Genomic DNA, 13,838 nt, shown 5'->3' with positions numbered 1-13,838 from the left:
TGAATTGATATGCGTATCTGCTTGCGTGCATTCTTATGGAAGGTTTGCCTGTGAAAATATTTATGCTTGAAATGATCCATTAAGAGCTTGTTTGTGCATTTTATTGGGGTATTCTTGCGCCCGTTTTGCCGGGCGAGAGCATGGATATGCAGGTTTGCCTGGCTAAGGAAAAGTAACATTAAGGCTGTAGACCATGCTGGAAAAGACTCTGCAAGCACCTGCGCTCAATACCCGCCGCAATGTGCTGATGTTCCTGGTCCCGTCACTCATCGGGATCCTGCTGTTCATGACCCCCGTCATCTATGACGGAAACGTCACCATACCCGTGGCTGTGCTGGCGAAGCTGGTACAGACGGTGTTTGCCGATTATCTGGTGGCCATGGTCAGCGCCATCATCACCACCACCATGCTGATGACGCTGGTAGCCTGGCTGTTCAAGCCGGCCATCCTGGTCAGGCGCCCCTTCCTCAACAGCCTGTTCAACGTCTCCCCCTTCTGGGCCTGCGTACGGGTACTGGGCGGCATCTTCGTGCTGTTGACCTTCTTCGAAATCGGGCCCGAGGCACTGCGCTCCGGTGCCACCGGTGGTTTGGTGCTGCACGATCTGCTGCCTGTGCTGTTCTCGGTGTTCATTTTCGCCGGTCTGCTGTTGCCCTTGCTGCTGGACTTCGGTCTGCTGGAGTTCGTCGGCACCATGATGACCCGCATCATGCGCCCCGTGTTCCGCCTGCCAGGCCGTTCCGCCGTGGATTGCTTCGCTTCCTGGCTGGGGGATGGCAGCGTCGGCATTCTGCTGACCAGCAAGCAGTACGAAGGCAAGTTCTACACCCAGCGCGAAGCCGCGGTCATAGGTACCACCTTCTCGGCGGTTTCCATTACCTTCTGTCTGGTGGTGATCTCCCAGGTCCGGCTGGAACACATGTTCGTGCCCTTCTACCTGACCGTCTGCCTGGCCGGTGTGGTGGCTGCCATAGTCGTGCCGCGCCTGCCGCCGCTCTCCTGGAAGCAGGACGTCTATGCCGATGGCACCCCCCTGTGCCGTCAGCAGGAGTCAGTGCCTCATGAGCACAGCGTGCTGAGCTACGGCTATGAGCGGGCGCTGACCAAGGCCGAAAGCATGACGGACATGGGCGCGGTGGCGCGAGAAGGTGTGAAGAACGCACTCGACATGGTATTCGGCGTGTTGCCTGTGGTGATGGCCATAGGGACTTGTGCCCTGATGCTGGCCGAGCACACCTCCATCTTCAACTGGTTGGGGGCGCCCTTTGTGCCCTTGCTGGAGCTGCTGCAACTGCCGGATGCGGAAGCCGCCTCCAAGACCATCATGGTGGGCTTCGCCGACATGTTCATCCCGGCCGTGCTGGCCTCTACCATAGAGAGCGACATCACCCGCTTCGTGATCGCCGCCATGTCGGTCACCCAGCTCATCTACATGTCGGAAGTGGGTGCCCTGCTGCTGGGCAGCAAGATCCCGGTCAAGCTGTGGGAGCTGTTTGTCATCTTCCTGCTGCGCACCCTGGTCACGCTGCCGGTCATCGCCGGTGTGGCGCATCTGTTGTTCTAGGGCAGTTGTGCTGGATGCAAAACGGTCAACATAGGTTGGCCGTTTTTTGTGGTCGGCATTAGACCAAAGTGAGTCTTTTTAATAGTGGGGCTTTACATTAATGTAACAAGCTGAAAAAAGCGTGCCAGCCGAGCAGTAGGCAATTCAAATCGAACGTGGCCAGGAGTCACCCCATGACCTCACTGCTCAGCTACAGGGCCGGTCCCTGCGATCAGCCCCTGCTTCATCAGACCATAGGCGAATACCTGCAAGAGATAGCCGACCGCTTTCCCGAACGGCCCGCCGTTGTGGTGCGCCACCAGCAGATCCGCTGGAACTACCGCGAATACCTGACCCAGATAGACAGGTTGGCGCTGGGCTTGCTGGCGCTCGGCATCCAGCCGGGAGACAGGGTCGGCATCTGGTCACCAAACAACATAGAGTGGTGTCTGGTGCAGTTCGCCACCGCCCGCATCGGCGCCATCATGGTCTGCATCAATCCTGCCTACCGCAGCTACGAGCTGGAGTTTGCCATCAACAACGTGGGCTGCCGTGCCCTCATCTGTGCCAGTGCCTTCAAGGGCAGCGACTACCTCGCCATGCTCAATGAGCTGGCCCCGGAGCTGGCCAGTTCGCCGCCCGGGCAGCTGGTCAGCGCCCGCTTGCCGAGCCTGGCGATGGTGATCCGGCTCGGGGAGGAGGCCAGCGCCGGCATGCTCAACTTCGGTGCCGTGCTGGCGCTGGGGGACGAGCAGGATCCGGCCCGGCTTGCCCAGGTGGCGGCCGGCCTCAAGCCGGACGATGCGATCAACATCCAGTTCACCTCGGGCACCACGGGCAACCCCAAGGGCGCGACCTTGAGCCACGGCAACATACTCAACAACGGCCGTCAGGTGGCGCGGGGCATGGCGTTCAGCGAGCAGGACAGGCTCTGCATACCTGTGCCGCTCTATCACTGTTTCGGCATGGTGCTCGGCAACCTGGTCTGCATCAGCGTGGGGGCCTGCGCCCTGTTTCCATCGGAGGCGTTCGACCCTGTGGCGGCCCTGCAGATGGTGAGCGAGGAGCGTTGCACCGCCTTGCACGGCGTGCCGACCATGTTCATCGCCGAGCTGGAGCTGCCCGGCTTTGCGGAGTTTGATCTCTCCTCCCTGCGCACCGGCATCATGGCCGGGGCCATCTGCCCCGAGCCCTTGATGCGCAAGGTGCAAACCCTGATGCACATGACCGAGGTGACCATAGCCTACGGCCAGACAGAGTGCAGTCCCATCAACCACATGACCGCCATCGATGCGCCGCTGGACAAGCGGGTCACCACGGTCGGCCGCGCCCTCGATCACACCGAGATCAAACTGGTTGACCCGAGTGGAGAAACGGTGGCCATCGGCGAGCGGGGGGAGATCTGCTGTCGCAGCAAGGGGGTGATGCAGGGTTACTGGCAGGATCCTGCCAAGACGGCGGAGACCATAGACGAGGAGGGGTGGCTGCACTCGGGGGACATAGGCATCATGGACGAAGAGGGCTATGTGCAGATCGTCGGGCGCAGCAAGGAGCTGATCATCCGTGGTGGCGAGAACATCTATCCGCGCGAGATAGAGGAGCGGCTCTACGACCATCCGGCGGTGCAGGATGCGGCCGTGTTCGGGGTCGACAGCGAGCGCTATGGCGAGGAGGTGTGCGCCTGGGTCAAGCTCAGGCCCGGGCAGGAGGTCAGCGAGGAGGAGCTCAAGCACTTCCTGTCGGCCCGCATCGCCTACTTCAAGGTACCCAGGCATATCCGCTTCGTGGAGGAGTACCCCATGACGGTGACCGGCAAGCTGCAGAAGTTCAAGATGCGGGAGGCAATGAGCGATGAGCTGGCCCGCCAGCATGTCGAGGCGACGCGCTGAGGCGGTTCTGGTGCGATAAAAAAGGGCCCGCGGGCCCTTTTTCGTTGCCGGCTGCTTGCTAGCGCGGCGTGATGCTCAAGTCAGTGGGGCACTGAATGGTCAGCGAATGGACTGTACTGGCCACGCGATAAGGCTTGCCCGCCTTGTAGAGCTTCTTCTCCTCGTCATAGCTGCCCGTCGTGTATTGGGTGGAGTAGAGCGTCTGCTGACGGCGATCCGTCTCCTTGTAACCCTGGGGGCAGGTCTGGTTGGCCTGATTGAAACAGGCCGCCATGCTGCTGCACTCGATATAGAAGCCGTGCTGGCTGGCATCGGCCAGGTGCACCGGGGTGACTGTGGGCGGGGGAGGCGACAACAGGGAGCAGCCGGACAGCGCCAGTGCGCCCAGCATGATGAGATGTTTTGACATGGATAACCTGAACAGTGTGGTGTGACAAAGAGTGAGGGGGAGTCTTTTGCTTCCCCTTCGCTATAGGGGCACAGTTATAACCAAGCCGGTCCGCTCAGACCAGCGCACAAATGTAAGAAAATATGATCCCGCCCCCCCCCCCCCCCCCCTAGGCCAGTGTGGCCAGCAGGGCGGCTTCATCTACCTGGTCCAACTGCTCCGGCGCCAGAAAACGCTCGGCATAGTCGCGCCAGATGCCGCTGCCGACGAACAGGGCAAACAGCGCCGGGTCTATGTGCTGCTCGCGCACCATGCTCTGCATGATGGCCAGCGACTGGGCCACCGTCTTGCCCGACTTGTAGGGGCGATCGCTGGCGGTCAGCGCCTCGAAGATGTCGGCGATGGCCATGATGCGGGCCGGAATGCTCATCTGCTGCCCCAGCAACTGACGGGGGTAACCCTTGCCGTCCATGCGCTCATGGTGACCGCCGGCGATCTCGGGCACGCTGCGCAGGTGGCGCGGGAAGGGGAGCCGCTCCAGCATGCGGATGGTCTGGATGATGTGTTCGTTGATTTTGTAGCGCTCCTCCTCGGTGAGGGTGCCGCGGCCTATGGCCAGGTTGTAGCGCTCCCCCCGGTTGTAGAGATGGGTGGGCACCTTGACCTTGAAACCCCAGGGGTTGTGCTCATCCAGGCGGTCGTGGACGGGGCGGGGAATGAGGTGGGCCGCCTTGTCGGCCAGCAGCGGCTCGACGCAGGGCAGCGGCGCGGCGGGCTCGCTCTGGCGCAGCTTGAGTTCCTCCCGGCTGATGCCGAGTCTGTCATCCAGGGTGCGCAGCCAGGTGCGGCTGGCGATGGCATCCAGCCGTGTCAGCTTCTCCGGCGCCATCCACTCGCCCCCCAGGTTGCACTCGGCGACGAAGCCAAACTCCTGGTCCAGGATGCTCCAGAGCGGTGCCACCTCCGCTCTGGCCGCTTCCCGTTCGGACGCCGGCAGGCGGGCCGCCAGCGCCTCTATGTAACCGTCGCGCTTGAGCACCTCGAAGCGGGTGCGGATCTCGTGGATCCGGTCGTAGAGGGTCTCCAGCTTGGTGGCCTTGTCGACCACGAACTCCGGCGTGGTGACCTTGCCGCAGTCGTGCAGCCAGCTCGCGATATGGATGGCCTCCCACTCCTCCTCATTGAGCCGAAAGCCGGCGAACGGGCCCTGTTGCTGGGTACAGGCCGCCTCGGTCAGCATCCGGGTCAGCTCGGGCACGCGCTGGCAGTGACCCCCTGTGTAGGGGCTCTTGGCATCGATCGCGCCGGCCATCAGCTCGATGAAGGACTCCAGCAGCTGTTTCTGCTCCTCCAGCAGCCGCTGGTTCTCGATGGCGGAGGCCGAGGTGCCCGCCAGCGCCTCGATCAGGCTGATGCGCGAGGCCAGCTCGCGGGCGGAGCAGTCGGGCAGGATCAGCAGCAGGCAGCCGATCAGCTCCTGTCTATGGTTGCGCAGGGGCTCGGCCACCAGCTGGCAGGGGCCGGGGAAGGGGCCCCAGCTCGCCAGATGCTGCCGCCAGCCGCGCTCGTCGACGGCCAGGGTGAGCCGCTCTGTCTGGGCCAGCTTGCCGAGCAGCGCCTCCTGCCAGGGGACTTGCCCGGCAGGCAGGGCTTGCTGTCGCCAGCTCGCCTGGACCGCCACCATGCTCTTCTCCTGCGCCAGGTAGAGGCAGCCCCCTTGGGCCTGCACCGCGGCTATGGTCTCCTGCAGTATGCGGCTGAGCAGGGAGTCGAAGCGGTGTTCGGCCGCCAACGCCCGGCCCATGTTCATGAAGTTGCCCAGGGTCAGCCGCATGCCGGACATGGTACGGGCCAGATCGTCGATCTCGCGGATCGCCGACTCAGGCACCCGGCTCTCGCCGAAGTCGAAGTGCTGGATCCGCTCCGCCTCCTGGGTCAGGGCCAGCAGTGGGGTGGCGGTACGGCGGGAGACCAGCCAGATCACCGGCAACAACAACAACAAGCCCGCCAGCGCCCAGCCGAGATTGACCAGTGCCTCGTCGCGGGCCTGCTGGTAGAGCAGATCGGCCGACACCAGCAGGGCGATATGGAAGGGGGAACCCTCGCCGAGGGGGGAGAGGTTGACCAGCCAGTCGCTGTCATCGGCGGCGGTCAGGTTCAGTTCCACCGGACTGCTCAGCAGGGCGGGTTGGCGGCTGATCTGCTGTTGCAGGCGGGTCAGCACCGGATGGGATAGCGCCGACAGCGTGGGCAGCTGGCTCAGCTGCTCGAAGCTGGGCAGATGCCTGGGATCGGCGGCCAGCAGGGTGGCGTATTCGTCGAACAGGATCACCTGGCTCTGCGCCGGCAAGCGCAGCTTGCCGATCAGGGCCGACAGCCCCTCGACGCTGGTATCCAGCCCGATCACCGCCCGTCTGTCATCGCTCTCCACCGCCAGCGTCATGCCAGGCTCCTTGGTGGTAAAGAAGAGATAGGGACTGGTCGTGGCGATCCCCGTGCGCCAGCGTGCCTGCTTGTACCAGTCGCGGCTGCGGGGATCAAACTGGTACAGGGGCATGGCCCGGCGTTCGAGCAGGGTCAGCCGCTGATCGAAGTAGAGAAACTCCCCCTTGCCCTGATGCAGGCTCTGCACCAGCAGGGTGCTGGCGGCAGGCACCTTGTCCAGCTGGGCTCTGGCCCGTCCGGTCAGCTTGCGCACCAGGAAGAAGTCGCCATCCTCATAGCCGGCGTAGACGGCGCCATAACTGGGGCTGTTGGCCAGTACCTCCGCCAGTTGCGGCAGGTAGCCCAGGCGAGCATCCAGGCTGGTCATGGCCGCCAGCTGGCCGCTGCGCAGCAGGCTGAGCGACATGCGGGCCGGTCGCTCGTTAAGCTGGAGCGCGAGGGACAACTGTTCCCGGTATTGCAGAAAGTTCTGTCGCTCATGCTCCAGCCCCTGGCGCGCCCCTTGCTGGAACTGCAGTGCTATGAGGGCGCTGCCCAGCAGGGTAAACAGCAGGATGAAGAGGGTGGCGATATGCACATAGAAGGGTTTACGACCTGGCCTGGCACTTGTCATGGACGCATCCTTGTCACACGGGCGATTGCAGAGACGATCAACTACCAGTGTGCCAACAGGATGACAGAAAACACAATAAATGATTGAGCGGTATCAGGATATGGCATCGGATGTGACGGCCCCTGGCGGGGCCGTCTTGGGGATCACGCCAATACGGCGGCGGGGACCAGCTTGACGGGGGCGTCTTTCACCTCGTGCCACACCAGGTGGCTGTCCTGGTACTTGTAGTTGGCCGTGCCTGACTTCCAGTCTTCACTGAGCACCATGCGCAGCTCGAAGTTGGGCTGGATCACGGGGCCGATCCCGCCACCCTGCGGCCACTTGATGATGGGATAACCCTGAGCGGTTACCAGGATATGGCACAGCTTGGGCATGACACACATATAGGTGTACTGGCCCTTCAGTTCGGAGGCCATGTCCAGCGGTGGATTGGTTGCCTGGGTCAGGTGAGCGACGCCGTTTACCGTCTCCCCCGGGGTATAGACGGCCAGGTTCAGGTGCAGCAGTTGTGCTCCCGGCATGGCTTTGCCAATCTCGAAAGAGGCGAGGAAGAGGCCGGTCTTGGTGTCTGTGATTGCATTCATGCCTGTATTCTCCTGCAAGAAGAGGGTGGGTGTAGCTCACAACCAGACGACGAGCCACAGCATGCTAGCGCCTGCGGCCGGAGAGAGTAACTGTGCAACTTGTCAGTTGACGCCCCGTCAGGGCTGGCATAGCGCCACCCCACCTGATGCCAGGGCAGGGTAAATCAGGTGTGCGGCCTGTGTGACGCTTTCGGTTGTCGGCCTGCCAGAGATTGAGCGGGGCAATTCGCCGGCCCGATGCGTGATTCATTCAGGTATCTCGTGCTACATTGCCCTCCTTGTTACTGGTCTGTGAATCAATGGAGTGACCCATGTCTGCCATCCCCTATTCCGTGCTCGATCTGGTGCCCGTCCCCGAAGGATCCCAGCCGGCCGAGTCGTTCCGTCGTTCGCGTGAGTTGGCACAACATGCCGAGCGCTGGGGCTACCTGCGTTATTGGCTGGCCGAACACCACAACATGCCGGGCATCGCCAGCGCCGCCACCTCTGTGCTGATCGGCCACCTGGCGGGTGCCACCAACACACTGCGGATCGGCGCTGGCGGCATCATGCTGCCGAACCATTCGCCGCTGGTGATCGCCGAGCAATTCGGCACCCTGGCCTCGCTCTACCCTGATCGCATCGATCTGGGGCTGGGCCGGGCGCCCGGCACAGATCAGCGCACCATGCAGGCGCTGCGGCGCCAGCGCAGCGGCGAGGTGGACGAGTTCCCGGCGGATGTGCGCGAACTGATGAGCTACTTTGGGGACGAGGCGGGAGCGGTACAGGCGGTGCCGGGTCAGGGACTGCACCTACCCATCTGGTTGCTGGGCTCCAGCCTCTACAGCGCCCAGCTGGCGGCGGCCATGGGGCTGCCATTCGGCTTTGCCTCCCACTTCGCCCCCGCCCTGCTGTTGCGGGCACTGGAGATCTACCGTACCCAGTACCGCCCTTCGGTGCGCTGGCCCAAGCCTTATGCCGTGGTCTGCATCAACATGATCGCCGCCGACAGCGAGCGGGAGGCCCGCTTCCAGTTCACCACTGTGCAGCAGCAGTTCCTGCGCCTTTACCGCGGTGACGCGGGCAAGCTGCCCGCGCCCGTGGTCGAGCTGGGGGAAGAGTGGTCCCCCCGCGAACTGATGGCGATGGAGCAGACCCTGGCCCGCTCCCTGGTCGGCGATCCGGAGCGGGTGCGTCACGGCCTCAAGGCGCTGCTGGCCGAGACCCGGGCCGATGAGCTGATGTTCAACGGCCCCATCGTCGATCATCAGGCCCGTCTGCGCTCGTTCGAGATTGCGGCCGAGCTGATGAATAGCCTGTAAGCTGGCAGGCAGGGCTTGTCACTGTGGCGGGTCGAGCCAGGTGCTTGGCCCGCCGATTGACAACAGTGCTCATAACATGTTTTCAACGTATTGATTTTAAAGGATAGTCAGGTTGATGTCGGGCATCTGTCGTGTCACCGCCCTCCACTCAGGCCCTATGCTGGCCCTGTCAATCACCACAAGGAGCTCATGATGATCGTCAGGAAGTTGAGATTGCAGCGGGGTTGGTCCCAGGATCAATTGGCGACCCTGACTGGCCTGAGCGTTCGCACCATACAGCGGATCGAACAGGGTCAGCAGCCCGGACTGGAGTCTCTCAAGGCCCTGGCCTCCGTCTTTGAACTTGATGTGGCTCAGTTAGACGGGACGCAACAACAGGAGCGCGAGATGAGAGGGAATGAAACCATGGGTCAGGATGCGGTACAGGTGTCGGCAGAGGAGCGGGCGGCCATGCGTTATGTGGAGGGGCTCAAGGGCTTCTACTACCATATTGCCAGCTATGTGCTGGTAATTTGCGGGTTGTTTGTCATCAACTACCTCAGCAATCCGGATTATATCTGGGCCTGGTGGCCGGCGTTGGGCTGGGGATTGGGGTTGATCTCCCATGCCATCAATCTGTTCCAGCCCTTCAAGTTGTTCGGGCCCGAGTGGGAACGGCGTCAGATAGAGAAACGGCTGGGACGCAAGCTGTAACAGGTTCGTATGTCATGACCAATAAAAACGGGCCCGGCAGATGCCGAGCCCGTTCTATTTCAAATTCCTTGCATCACTTGGCGTGAGTGGGGCAGGGTGTCGCTATCAGGGCATCGTCTTCATAACGCCACAGGGTGAGACTGTTGCCCCAGACGCAGCCGGTATCCAGCGCCTTGATATCCTGCTTGCCGGTGTTGCCCATCAGGGCTGCCCAGTGGCCGAACACCAGTATGGGGTCATCCACGTGGTGTTCACGCTGCTCGAACCAGGGACGCAGGCCGGGTGTGGACTCCGTGGGGCCCTTCTTGCACTTGAACTCGAGCCGGCCGTCGAAATAGCAGAAGCGCATGCGGGTGAAGGTGTTGATGATGTAGCGGTAACGCTCGATACCGGACAGATCCTCACTCCAGCCATCGGGCAGATCGCCATACATGTTGTGCAGCAGCCAGCTGTACTGATCGCCGCGCAGCAGACTCTCCACTTCACGGGCACAGTTGCGCGCCGTGCGGGCGTCCCAGGCGGGGGAGATGCCGGCATGCACCATCATGATGGGCAGGTCAGGGTGCTCCGCCAGCAGGGGGCGATGACGCAGCCACTCCAGCAGTTCATCCCGATCCGGGGCCTCCATCAGGGCTTGCAGCTTGTCTTTCTTCTTGAGCGGCGCGACACCATCGGCCACCGCCAGCAGGTGCAGGTCGTGGTTGCCGAGCACCGTGACGGCGCGGCTTCCCAGTGACTTGACGAAGCGCAGTGTGTTGAGGGAGTCCGGGCCGCGGGCGACCAGGTCACCACAGAGCCAGAGCACATCGTTGCCGGGATCGAACTCGGCCAGATCCAGCAGACGGCGCAAGTCGTCATAACAGCCCTGGATATCGCCAATAAAACAGTTCGCCATGAAACCTCAGTTGATAATGTGGGGGACGGCCAGCGTAAAAGGCGCTATGGGCGCCTCGAACTGCTGTCCCGACGCATCTTGCAGGGTGTAGCTCCCTTCCATCACCCCCAGCGGGGTGGCGAGTGGCACGCCGCTCTGATAGCGAAAGGTCTCCCCTTCCGCAATCAGGGGCTGCTCCCCGACGACGCCGGGGCCCTCGACTTCCAGCATCTTGCCATTGGCATCCGTGATGAGCCAGCGCCGGTGCAGCAGCTGCGCCGGGCCGGGCCCCAGATTCTCAATTTCGATCAGATAGTGGAACTGGTAAGGGTCTTGGGTATCCGCCACATAACTGGGGTATGGGCGGATCACTATGTGCGGGTGTGCCACGGGATCAGGCCTGTTGCTGATCCGCCAGCCAGTTGGCGATCATGACGAACTGCTCGAGGGAGAGATTCTCCGGGCGCAGGTTGCCATCGATGCCAAGCTCGGTCAGCTGGGCGTCCGTGATGAAGTTGGCGAAGCTGTTGCGGATGGTCTTGCGGCGCTGGCCAAAGCCTTCGGTACAGACGCGGCTCAGGCAGCGGATGTCTTTGGCGACGATTGTCGGGTTCTTGTGCGGCACCAGACGGACCACGGCAGAATCCACTTTCGGTGCCGGTTTGAAGGCGCCGGGGCCCACTTCCAGTACCGGGATCACCTGGCAGTAGTACTGCACCATGACGCTCAGGCGGCCATAGGCCTTGCTGCCCGGACCGGCGGACATCCGCAGGACCACTTCCTTTTGCAGCATGAAGTGCATGTCTTCTACCCGATCGGCGAAATCGCACAGATGGAAGATGAGCGGGGTTGAGATGTTGTAGGGCAGGTTGCCGAAGATGCGCAGCGGCCCCTTGCCTTCCCCCATCAGGGTGCCGAAGTCGAAGCGCATGGCGTCGGCCTCGATCACGGTCAGCTTGTCCTTGAGGGTCGGATGCTCACGCAGGCGCGCAGCCAGATCCCGGTCAAGCTCGACCACGGTCATCTTGTCCATCTGGGAGGCGACCGGTTCGGTCAGCGCGGCCAGACCTGGACCTATCTCCACCAGGTTCTGACCCGGCTGCGGATTGATGGCGGCCACTATCTGATCGATCACATAGCGGTCGTGCAAGAAGTTCTGACCGAAACGCTTACGGGCCGTGTGGCCCATGTGCACCTTGTTGCTCTGCACCTTACTGCTCATATCTTTTTTTCTCTACCATCTTGATGGCGTGGTTAATCGCGGTGATCAGACTGCCCGGATCCGCCAGGCCCTTGCCTGCCAGATCCAGCGCAGTGCCGTGATCCACCGAAGTGCGGATGAAAGGAAGTCCAAGGGTGATATTGACCGAACTGCCGAAGCCCTTGTATTTGAGCACGGGCAGTCCCTGGTCGTGGTACATGGCGAGTACCGCATCCGCATCCTTGAGGTATTTGTCCTGGAACAGGGTATCAGCCGGCAGCGGGCCGACCAGATCTATCCCCTCCTGGCGCAAGCTGGCCAGGGCGGGTTCGATCACGTCAATCTCTTCACGGCCGAGATGGCCCCCTTCCCCGGCATGGGGATTGAGGCCGCAGACGTAAATTCGGGGTTTGGCGATGCCAAACTTGGTTTTGAGATCCGCATCCAGGATGCGGATCACCTTGCCGAGACGATCTTCGGTGATCGCCATCGCCACGTAGGCCAGCGGGATGTGAGTGGTCGCCAGCGCTACCCGCAAGCCTTCCGTCGCCAGCAGCATCACCACATCGGCGGTGCCCGACTGCTGGGCGAAGAACTCGGTATGACCGCTGAACGAGACACCCGCCTGGTTGATGATCCCCTTGTGCACCGGGCCGGTCACCACGGCGGCGAACTCGCCGCTGAGGTTGCCGTCGCAGGCGCGCTGTAGGGTCGCCAGCACATAGGCGCCATTGCCTTCATCGAGTTCACCCGGCACCACGGGGGCGCCCAGGGTGACCGGACAGAGGGTCAGGGTACCCGCCCGCTGCGGCTGGGCAGGGGCCTTGGCATCATAGGGTTCCAGCTCGATGGGCACCCCCAGCAGGGCGGCCCGTTCGAGCATCAGGGCGGGATCGGCGATCACCACCAGCTGGTGGGGCCAATCCTGCTGGGCTATCTGCAGCACCAGGTCCGGGCCTATCCCGGCCGGTTCACCCGGCGTGACGGCGAGACGACGACAGCTCATCAGCTGCCGGCGCCTTCGATCTGGATGTAGGCCTCGTCACGCAGCTCGTCCAGCCAGGCCTGGGACTCTTCGGTGAAGCGACGGTTGAAGATCAGCTGATAGGCGCGCTGTTCCTGGGCCTTGTTGGTGGCATCCTGGCTGCGACGCTCTTCCAGCTGGACAATGTGCCAGCCGTGGGTCGTGCGGAAGGGGGCGCTCAGCTCACCCGGCTTGAGGCGGTTGACCATGTCGCGGAATTCCGGCACGTAGACGTTGGGATCAGACCAGCCCAGTTCGCCGCCCTGCACCGCAGAGCCCGGATCTTCGGAATACTTCTCCGCCAGACTGGCGAAGCTGGCCTTGCCGCTCTTGATGTCGTGCAGTATGCCATCCAGCATGCCCTTGGCTTTTTCTTCGCTCAGGATGATGGAGGGCTTGATCAGGATGTGGCGGGCGCGCACTTCGGTCTGCACGACCTGCTGCTGACCCTTGGCATCGAACACCTTGATGATGTGCAGACCGGCGCCTGAGCGCAGCGGACCCACTATATCACCCTTCTTGGCGCCCTGTACCGCTTCGGCCATCAGGGTCGGCATCTCTTGCGGGCTCATCCAGCCCCAGTCGCCCCCTTCCAGCGCCTTGGGACCGTTGCTCTCGGCAATGGCCAGCTTGCGGAAGTCGGCCCCCTGCTTGAGGGCTGCCAGGATGCGTTCAATCTTGCTCTTGGCGGCGTTGAGCTGCTCGGCGCTCGGGTTGTCTGGCAGGGCAATCTGGATATGGCCGACATGGTACTGCTGTTGCTGCTGGCCCTGCTTGGCGAGTATGTCCACCACCTGCTTGACCTCCTGCTCGGAGATGTTGATGCGGCGGCGCACCTGGTTGCGGCGCACCTCGTTCATCAGTATCTCGCGGCGCACCTCTTCCCGGTACTGGGCATAGGTCAGCCCTTCGCGGGCCAGCTGGGCACGCAGCTGCTCCACCGTCATCTTGTTGTCGGCGGCTATGCTCTGGATGGCTTGCTCCAGCTGGGTGTCGCTGATCTTGAGGCCCTGACGATCCGCCAGTTGCAGTTGCAGGCTCTCCTGGATCAGGCGATCCAGCGCCTGCTTGCGCAGGGTGGCATCGTCAGGCAGGGACTGACCGCTCTCCTGGGCCGAGCTTTTGACTTTCTGTACCAGGGCTTCCTGCTGGCTGGCCAGCACCACGTCCTTGTTGACCACGGCAAGCACCTTGTCCATCAGCTCGGGGGCGGCGAAGGCACCCTGACTCATGGCTCCGAACAGGCCTGCAGTCAGCAGGGAAATCAACGTCTTCTTCATATC

General features: G+C 62.6%; 12 protein-coding genes. 4 read left to right on the top strand and 8 right to left on the bottom strand.

The features are described from left to right. Positions 1–193: 193 nt before the first annotated feature. Together CK910_RS00310 and CK910_RS00305 are read left to right on the top strand one after the other, a co-directional pair. Positions 194–1,564 (top strand): YjiH family protein, encoded by a 1,371-nt coding sequence (locus CK910_RS00310; RefSeq protein ID WP_098980648.1) that lies wholly within the window; start codon positions 194–196, stop codon positions 1,562–1,564. Positions 1,565–1,737: 173 nt separating this feature from the next. Further along, a complete protein-coding gene (locus CK910_RS00305) occupies positions 1,738–3,432 on the top strand; it encodes an AMP-binding protein (RefSeq protein ID WP_098980647.1) in 1,695 nt (564 codons plus the stop codon). A 58-nt stretch (positions 3,433–3,490) separates the two neighbouring features. On the opposite strand, the gene CK910_RS00300 is transcribed toward CK910_RS00305, so the two are convergent. The 3 genes from CK910_RS00300 to CK910_RS00290 all read right to left on the bottom strand — a co-directional run bounded on the left by CK910_RS00300 (position 3,491) and on the right by CK910_RS00290 (position 7,462). Further along, positions 3,491–3,841 carry a hypothetical protein gene (locus CK910_RS00300; RefSeq protein WP_043135148.1) on the bottom strand — a complete coding sequence of 117 codons (351 nt, stop codon included), beginning with the start codon at positions 3,839–3,841 and terminating at the stop codon, positions 3,491–3,493. 148 nt (positions 3,842–3,989) lie between these two features. Continuing rightward, positions 3,990–6,962 carry an HD domain-containing phosphohydrolase gene (locus CK910_RS00295; RefSeq protein WP_098980646.1) on the bottom strand — a complete coding sequence of 991 codons (2,973 nt, stop codon included), beginning with the start codon at positions 6,960–6,962 and terminating at the stop codon, positions 3,990–3,992. A 59-nt stretch (positions 6,963–7,021) separates the two neighbouring features. After that, the gene (locus CK910_RS00290) at positions 7,022–7,462 is read right to left on the bottom strand and encodes a DUF1842 domain-containing protein (RefSeq protein WP_098980645.1); all 441 of its coding nucleotides are present in this window, start codon (positions 7,460–7,462) and stop codon (positions 7,022–7,024) included. A gap of 311 nt (positions 7,463–7,773) precedes the next feature. On the opposite strand from CK910_RS00290, the gene CK910_RS00285 reads away from it, so the two are divergent. Continuing rightward, positions 7,774–8,763 carry a luciferase-like monooxygenase gene (locus CK910_RS00285; protein ID WP_098980644.1) on the top strand — a complete coding sequence of 330 codons (990 nt, stop codon included), beginning with the start codon at positions 7,774–7,776 and terminating at the stop codon, positions 8,761–8,763. 192 nt (positions 8,764–8,955) lie between these two features. Further along, entirely contained in the window at positions 8,956–9,456 is a 501-nt protein-coding gene (locus tag CK910_RS00280) for a 2TM domain-containing protein (RefSeq protein ID WP_043135144.1), read from the top strand. 73 nt (positions 9,457–9,529) lie between these two features. Here the strand turns inward: CK910_RS00280 and CK910_RS00275 are convergent, their stop codons facing one another. From CK910_RS00275 to surA, 5 genes are read right to left on the bottom strand one after another with little or no spacing between them, the layout of a single operon-like run. Continuing rightward, positions 9,530–10,351, bottom strand: a complete 822-nt coding sequence (locus CK910_RS00275) for a symmetrical bis(5'-nucleosyl)-tetraphosphatase (RefSeq protein WP_098980643.1) — start codon at positions 10,349–10,351, stop codon at positions 9,530–9,532. Positions 10,352–10,357: 6 nt separating this feature from the next. Further along, positions 10,358–10,720, bottom strand: coding sequence for a Co2+/Mg2+ efflux protein ApaG (gene apaG / locus CK910_RS00270; RefSeq protein WP_043135142.1), 363 nt, complete (start codon positions 10,718–10,720; stop codon positions 10,358–10,360). 4 nt (positions 10,721–10,724) lie between these two features. Next, positions 10,725–11,552: a 16S rRNA (adenine(1518)-N(6)/adenine(1519)-N(6))-dimethyltransferase RsmA gene (gene rsmA, locus CK910_RS00265; protein WP_011899041.1), complete on the bottom strand. Its 828-nt coding sequence runs from the start codon at positions 11,550–11,552 to the stop codon at positions 10,725–10,727. Then, positions 11,542–12,537 (bottom strand): 4-hydroxythreonine-4-phosphate dehydrogenase PdxA, encoded by a 996-nt coding sequence (pdxA, locus tag CK910_RS00260; RefSeq protein WP_098980642.1) that lies wholly within the window; start codon positions 12,535–12,537, stop codon positions 11,542–11,544. The genes rsmA and pdxA overlap by 11 nt, the downstream gene beginning before the upstream one ends. After that, complete coding sequence (gene surA, locus CK910_RS00255) at positions 12,537–13,835, bottom strand: peptidylprolyl isomerase SurA (protein ID WP_043135140.1); 1,299 nt, start codon at positions 13,833–13,835, stop codon at positions 12,537–12,539. Before surA ends, pdxA begins: the two co-directional genes overlap by 1 nt. Positions 13,836–13,838 lie beyond the last annotated feature (3 nt).

Origin of the sequence: Aeromonas sp. CA23, from assembly GCF_002587065.1 — a bacterium.
Lineage (GTDB): Bacteria > Pseudomonadota > Gammaproteobacteria > Enterobacterales > Aeromonadaceae > Aeromonas > Aeromonas bestiarum.
Note: the sequence above shows the minus strand (reverse complement) of the source record. Positions and strands in the feature narration are given on the sequence as shown.

Bases quoted from the DNA above. Each gene is read 5' to 3' on its own strand.
- CK910_RS00310 (WP_098980648.1), top strand. From the start codon at position 194: ATGCTGGAAAAGACTCTGCAAGCACCTGCGCTCAATACCCGCCGCAAT.
- CK910_RS00305 (WP_098980647.1), top strand. From the start codon at position 1,738: ATGACCTCACTGCTCAGCTACAGGGCCGGTCCCTGCGATCAGCCCCTG.
- CK910_RS00300 (WP_043135148.1), bottom strand. From the start codon at position 3,841: ATGTCAAAACATCTCATCATGCTGGGCGCACTGGCGCTGTCCGGCTGC.
- CK910_RS00290 (WP_098980645.1), bottom strand. From the start codon at position 7,462: ATGAATGCAATCACAGACACCAAGACCGGCCTCTTCCTCGCCTCTTTC.
- CK910_RS00285 (WP_098980644.1), top strand. From the start codon at position 7,774: ATGTCTGCCATCCCCTATTCCGTGCTCGATCTGGTGCCCGTCCCCGAA.
- CK910_RS00280 (WP_043135144.1), top strand. From the start codon at position 8,956: ATGATCGTCAGGAAGTTGAGATTGCAGCGGGGTTGGTCCCAGGATCAA.
- CK910_RS00275 (WP_098980643.1), bottom strand. From the start codon at position 10,351: ATGGCGAACTGTTTTATTGGCGATATCCAGGGCTGTTATGACGACTTG.
- rsmA (WP_011899041.1), bottom strand. From the start codon at position 11,552: ATGAGCAGTAAGGTGCAGAGCAACAAGGTGCACATGGGCCACACGGCC.
- pdxA (WP_098980642.1), bottom strand. From the start codon at position 12,537: ATGAGCTGTCGTCGTCTCGCCGTCACGCCGGGTGAACCGGCCGGGATA.
- surA (WP_043135140.1), bottom strand. From the start codon at position 13,835: ATGAAGAAGACGTTGATTTCCCTGCTGACTGCAGGCCTGTTCGGAGCC.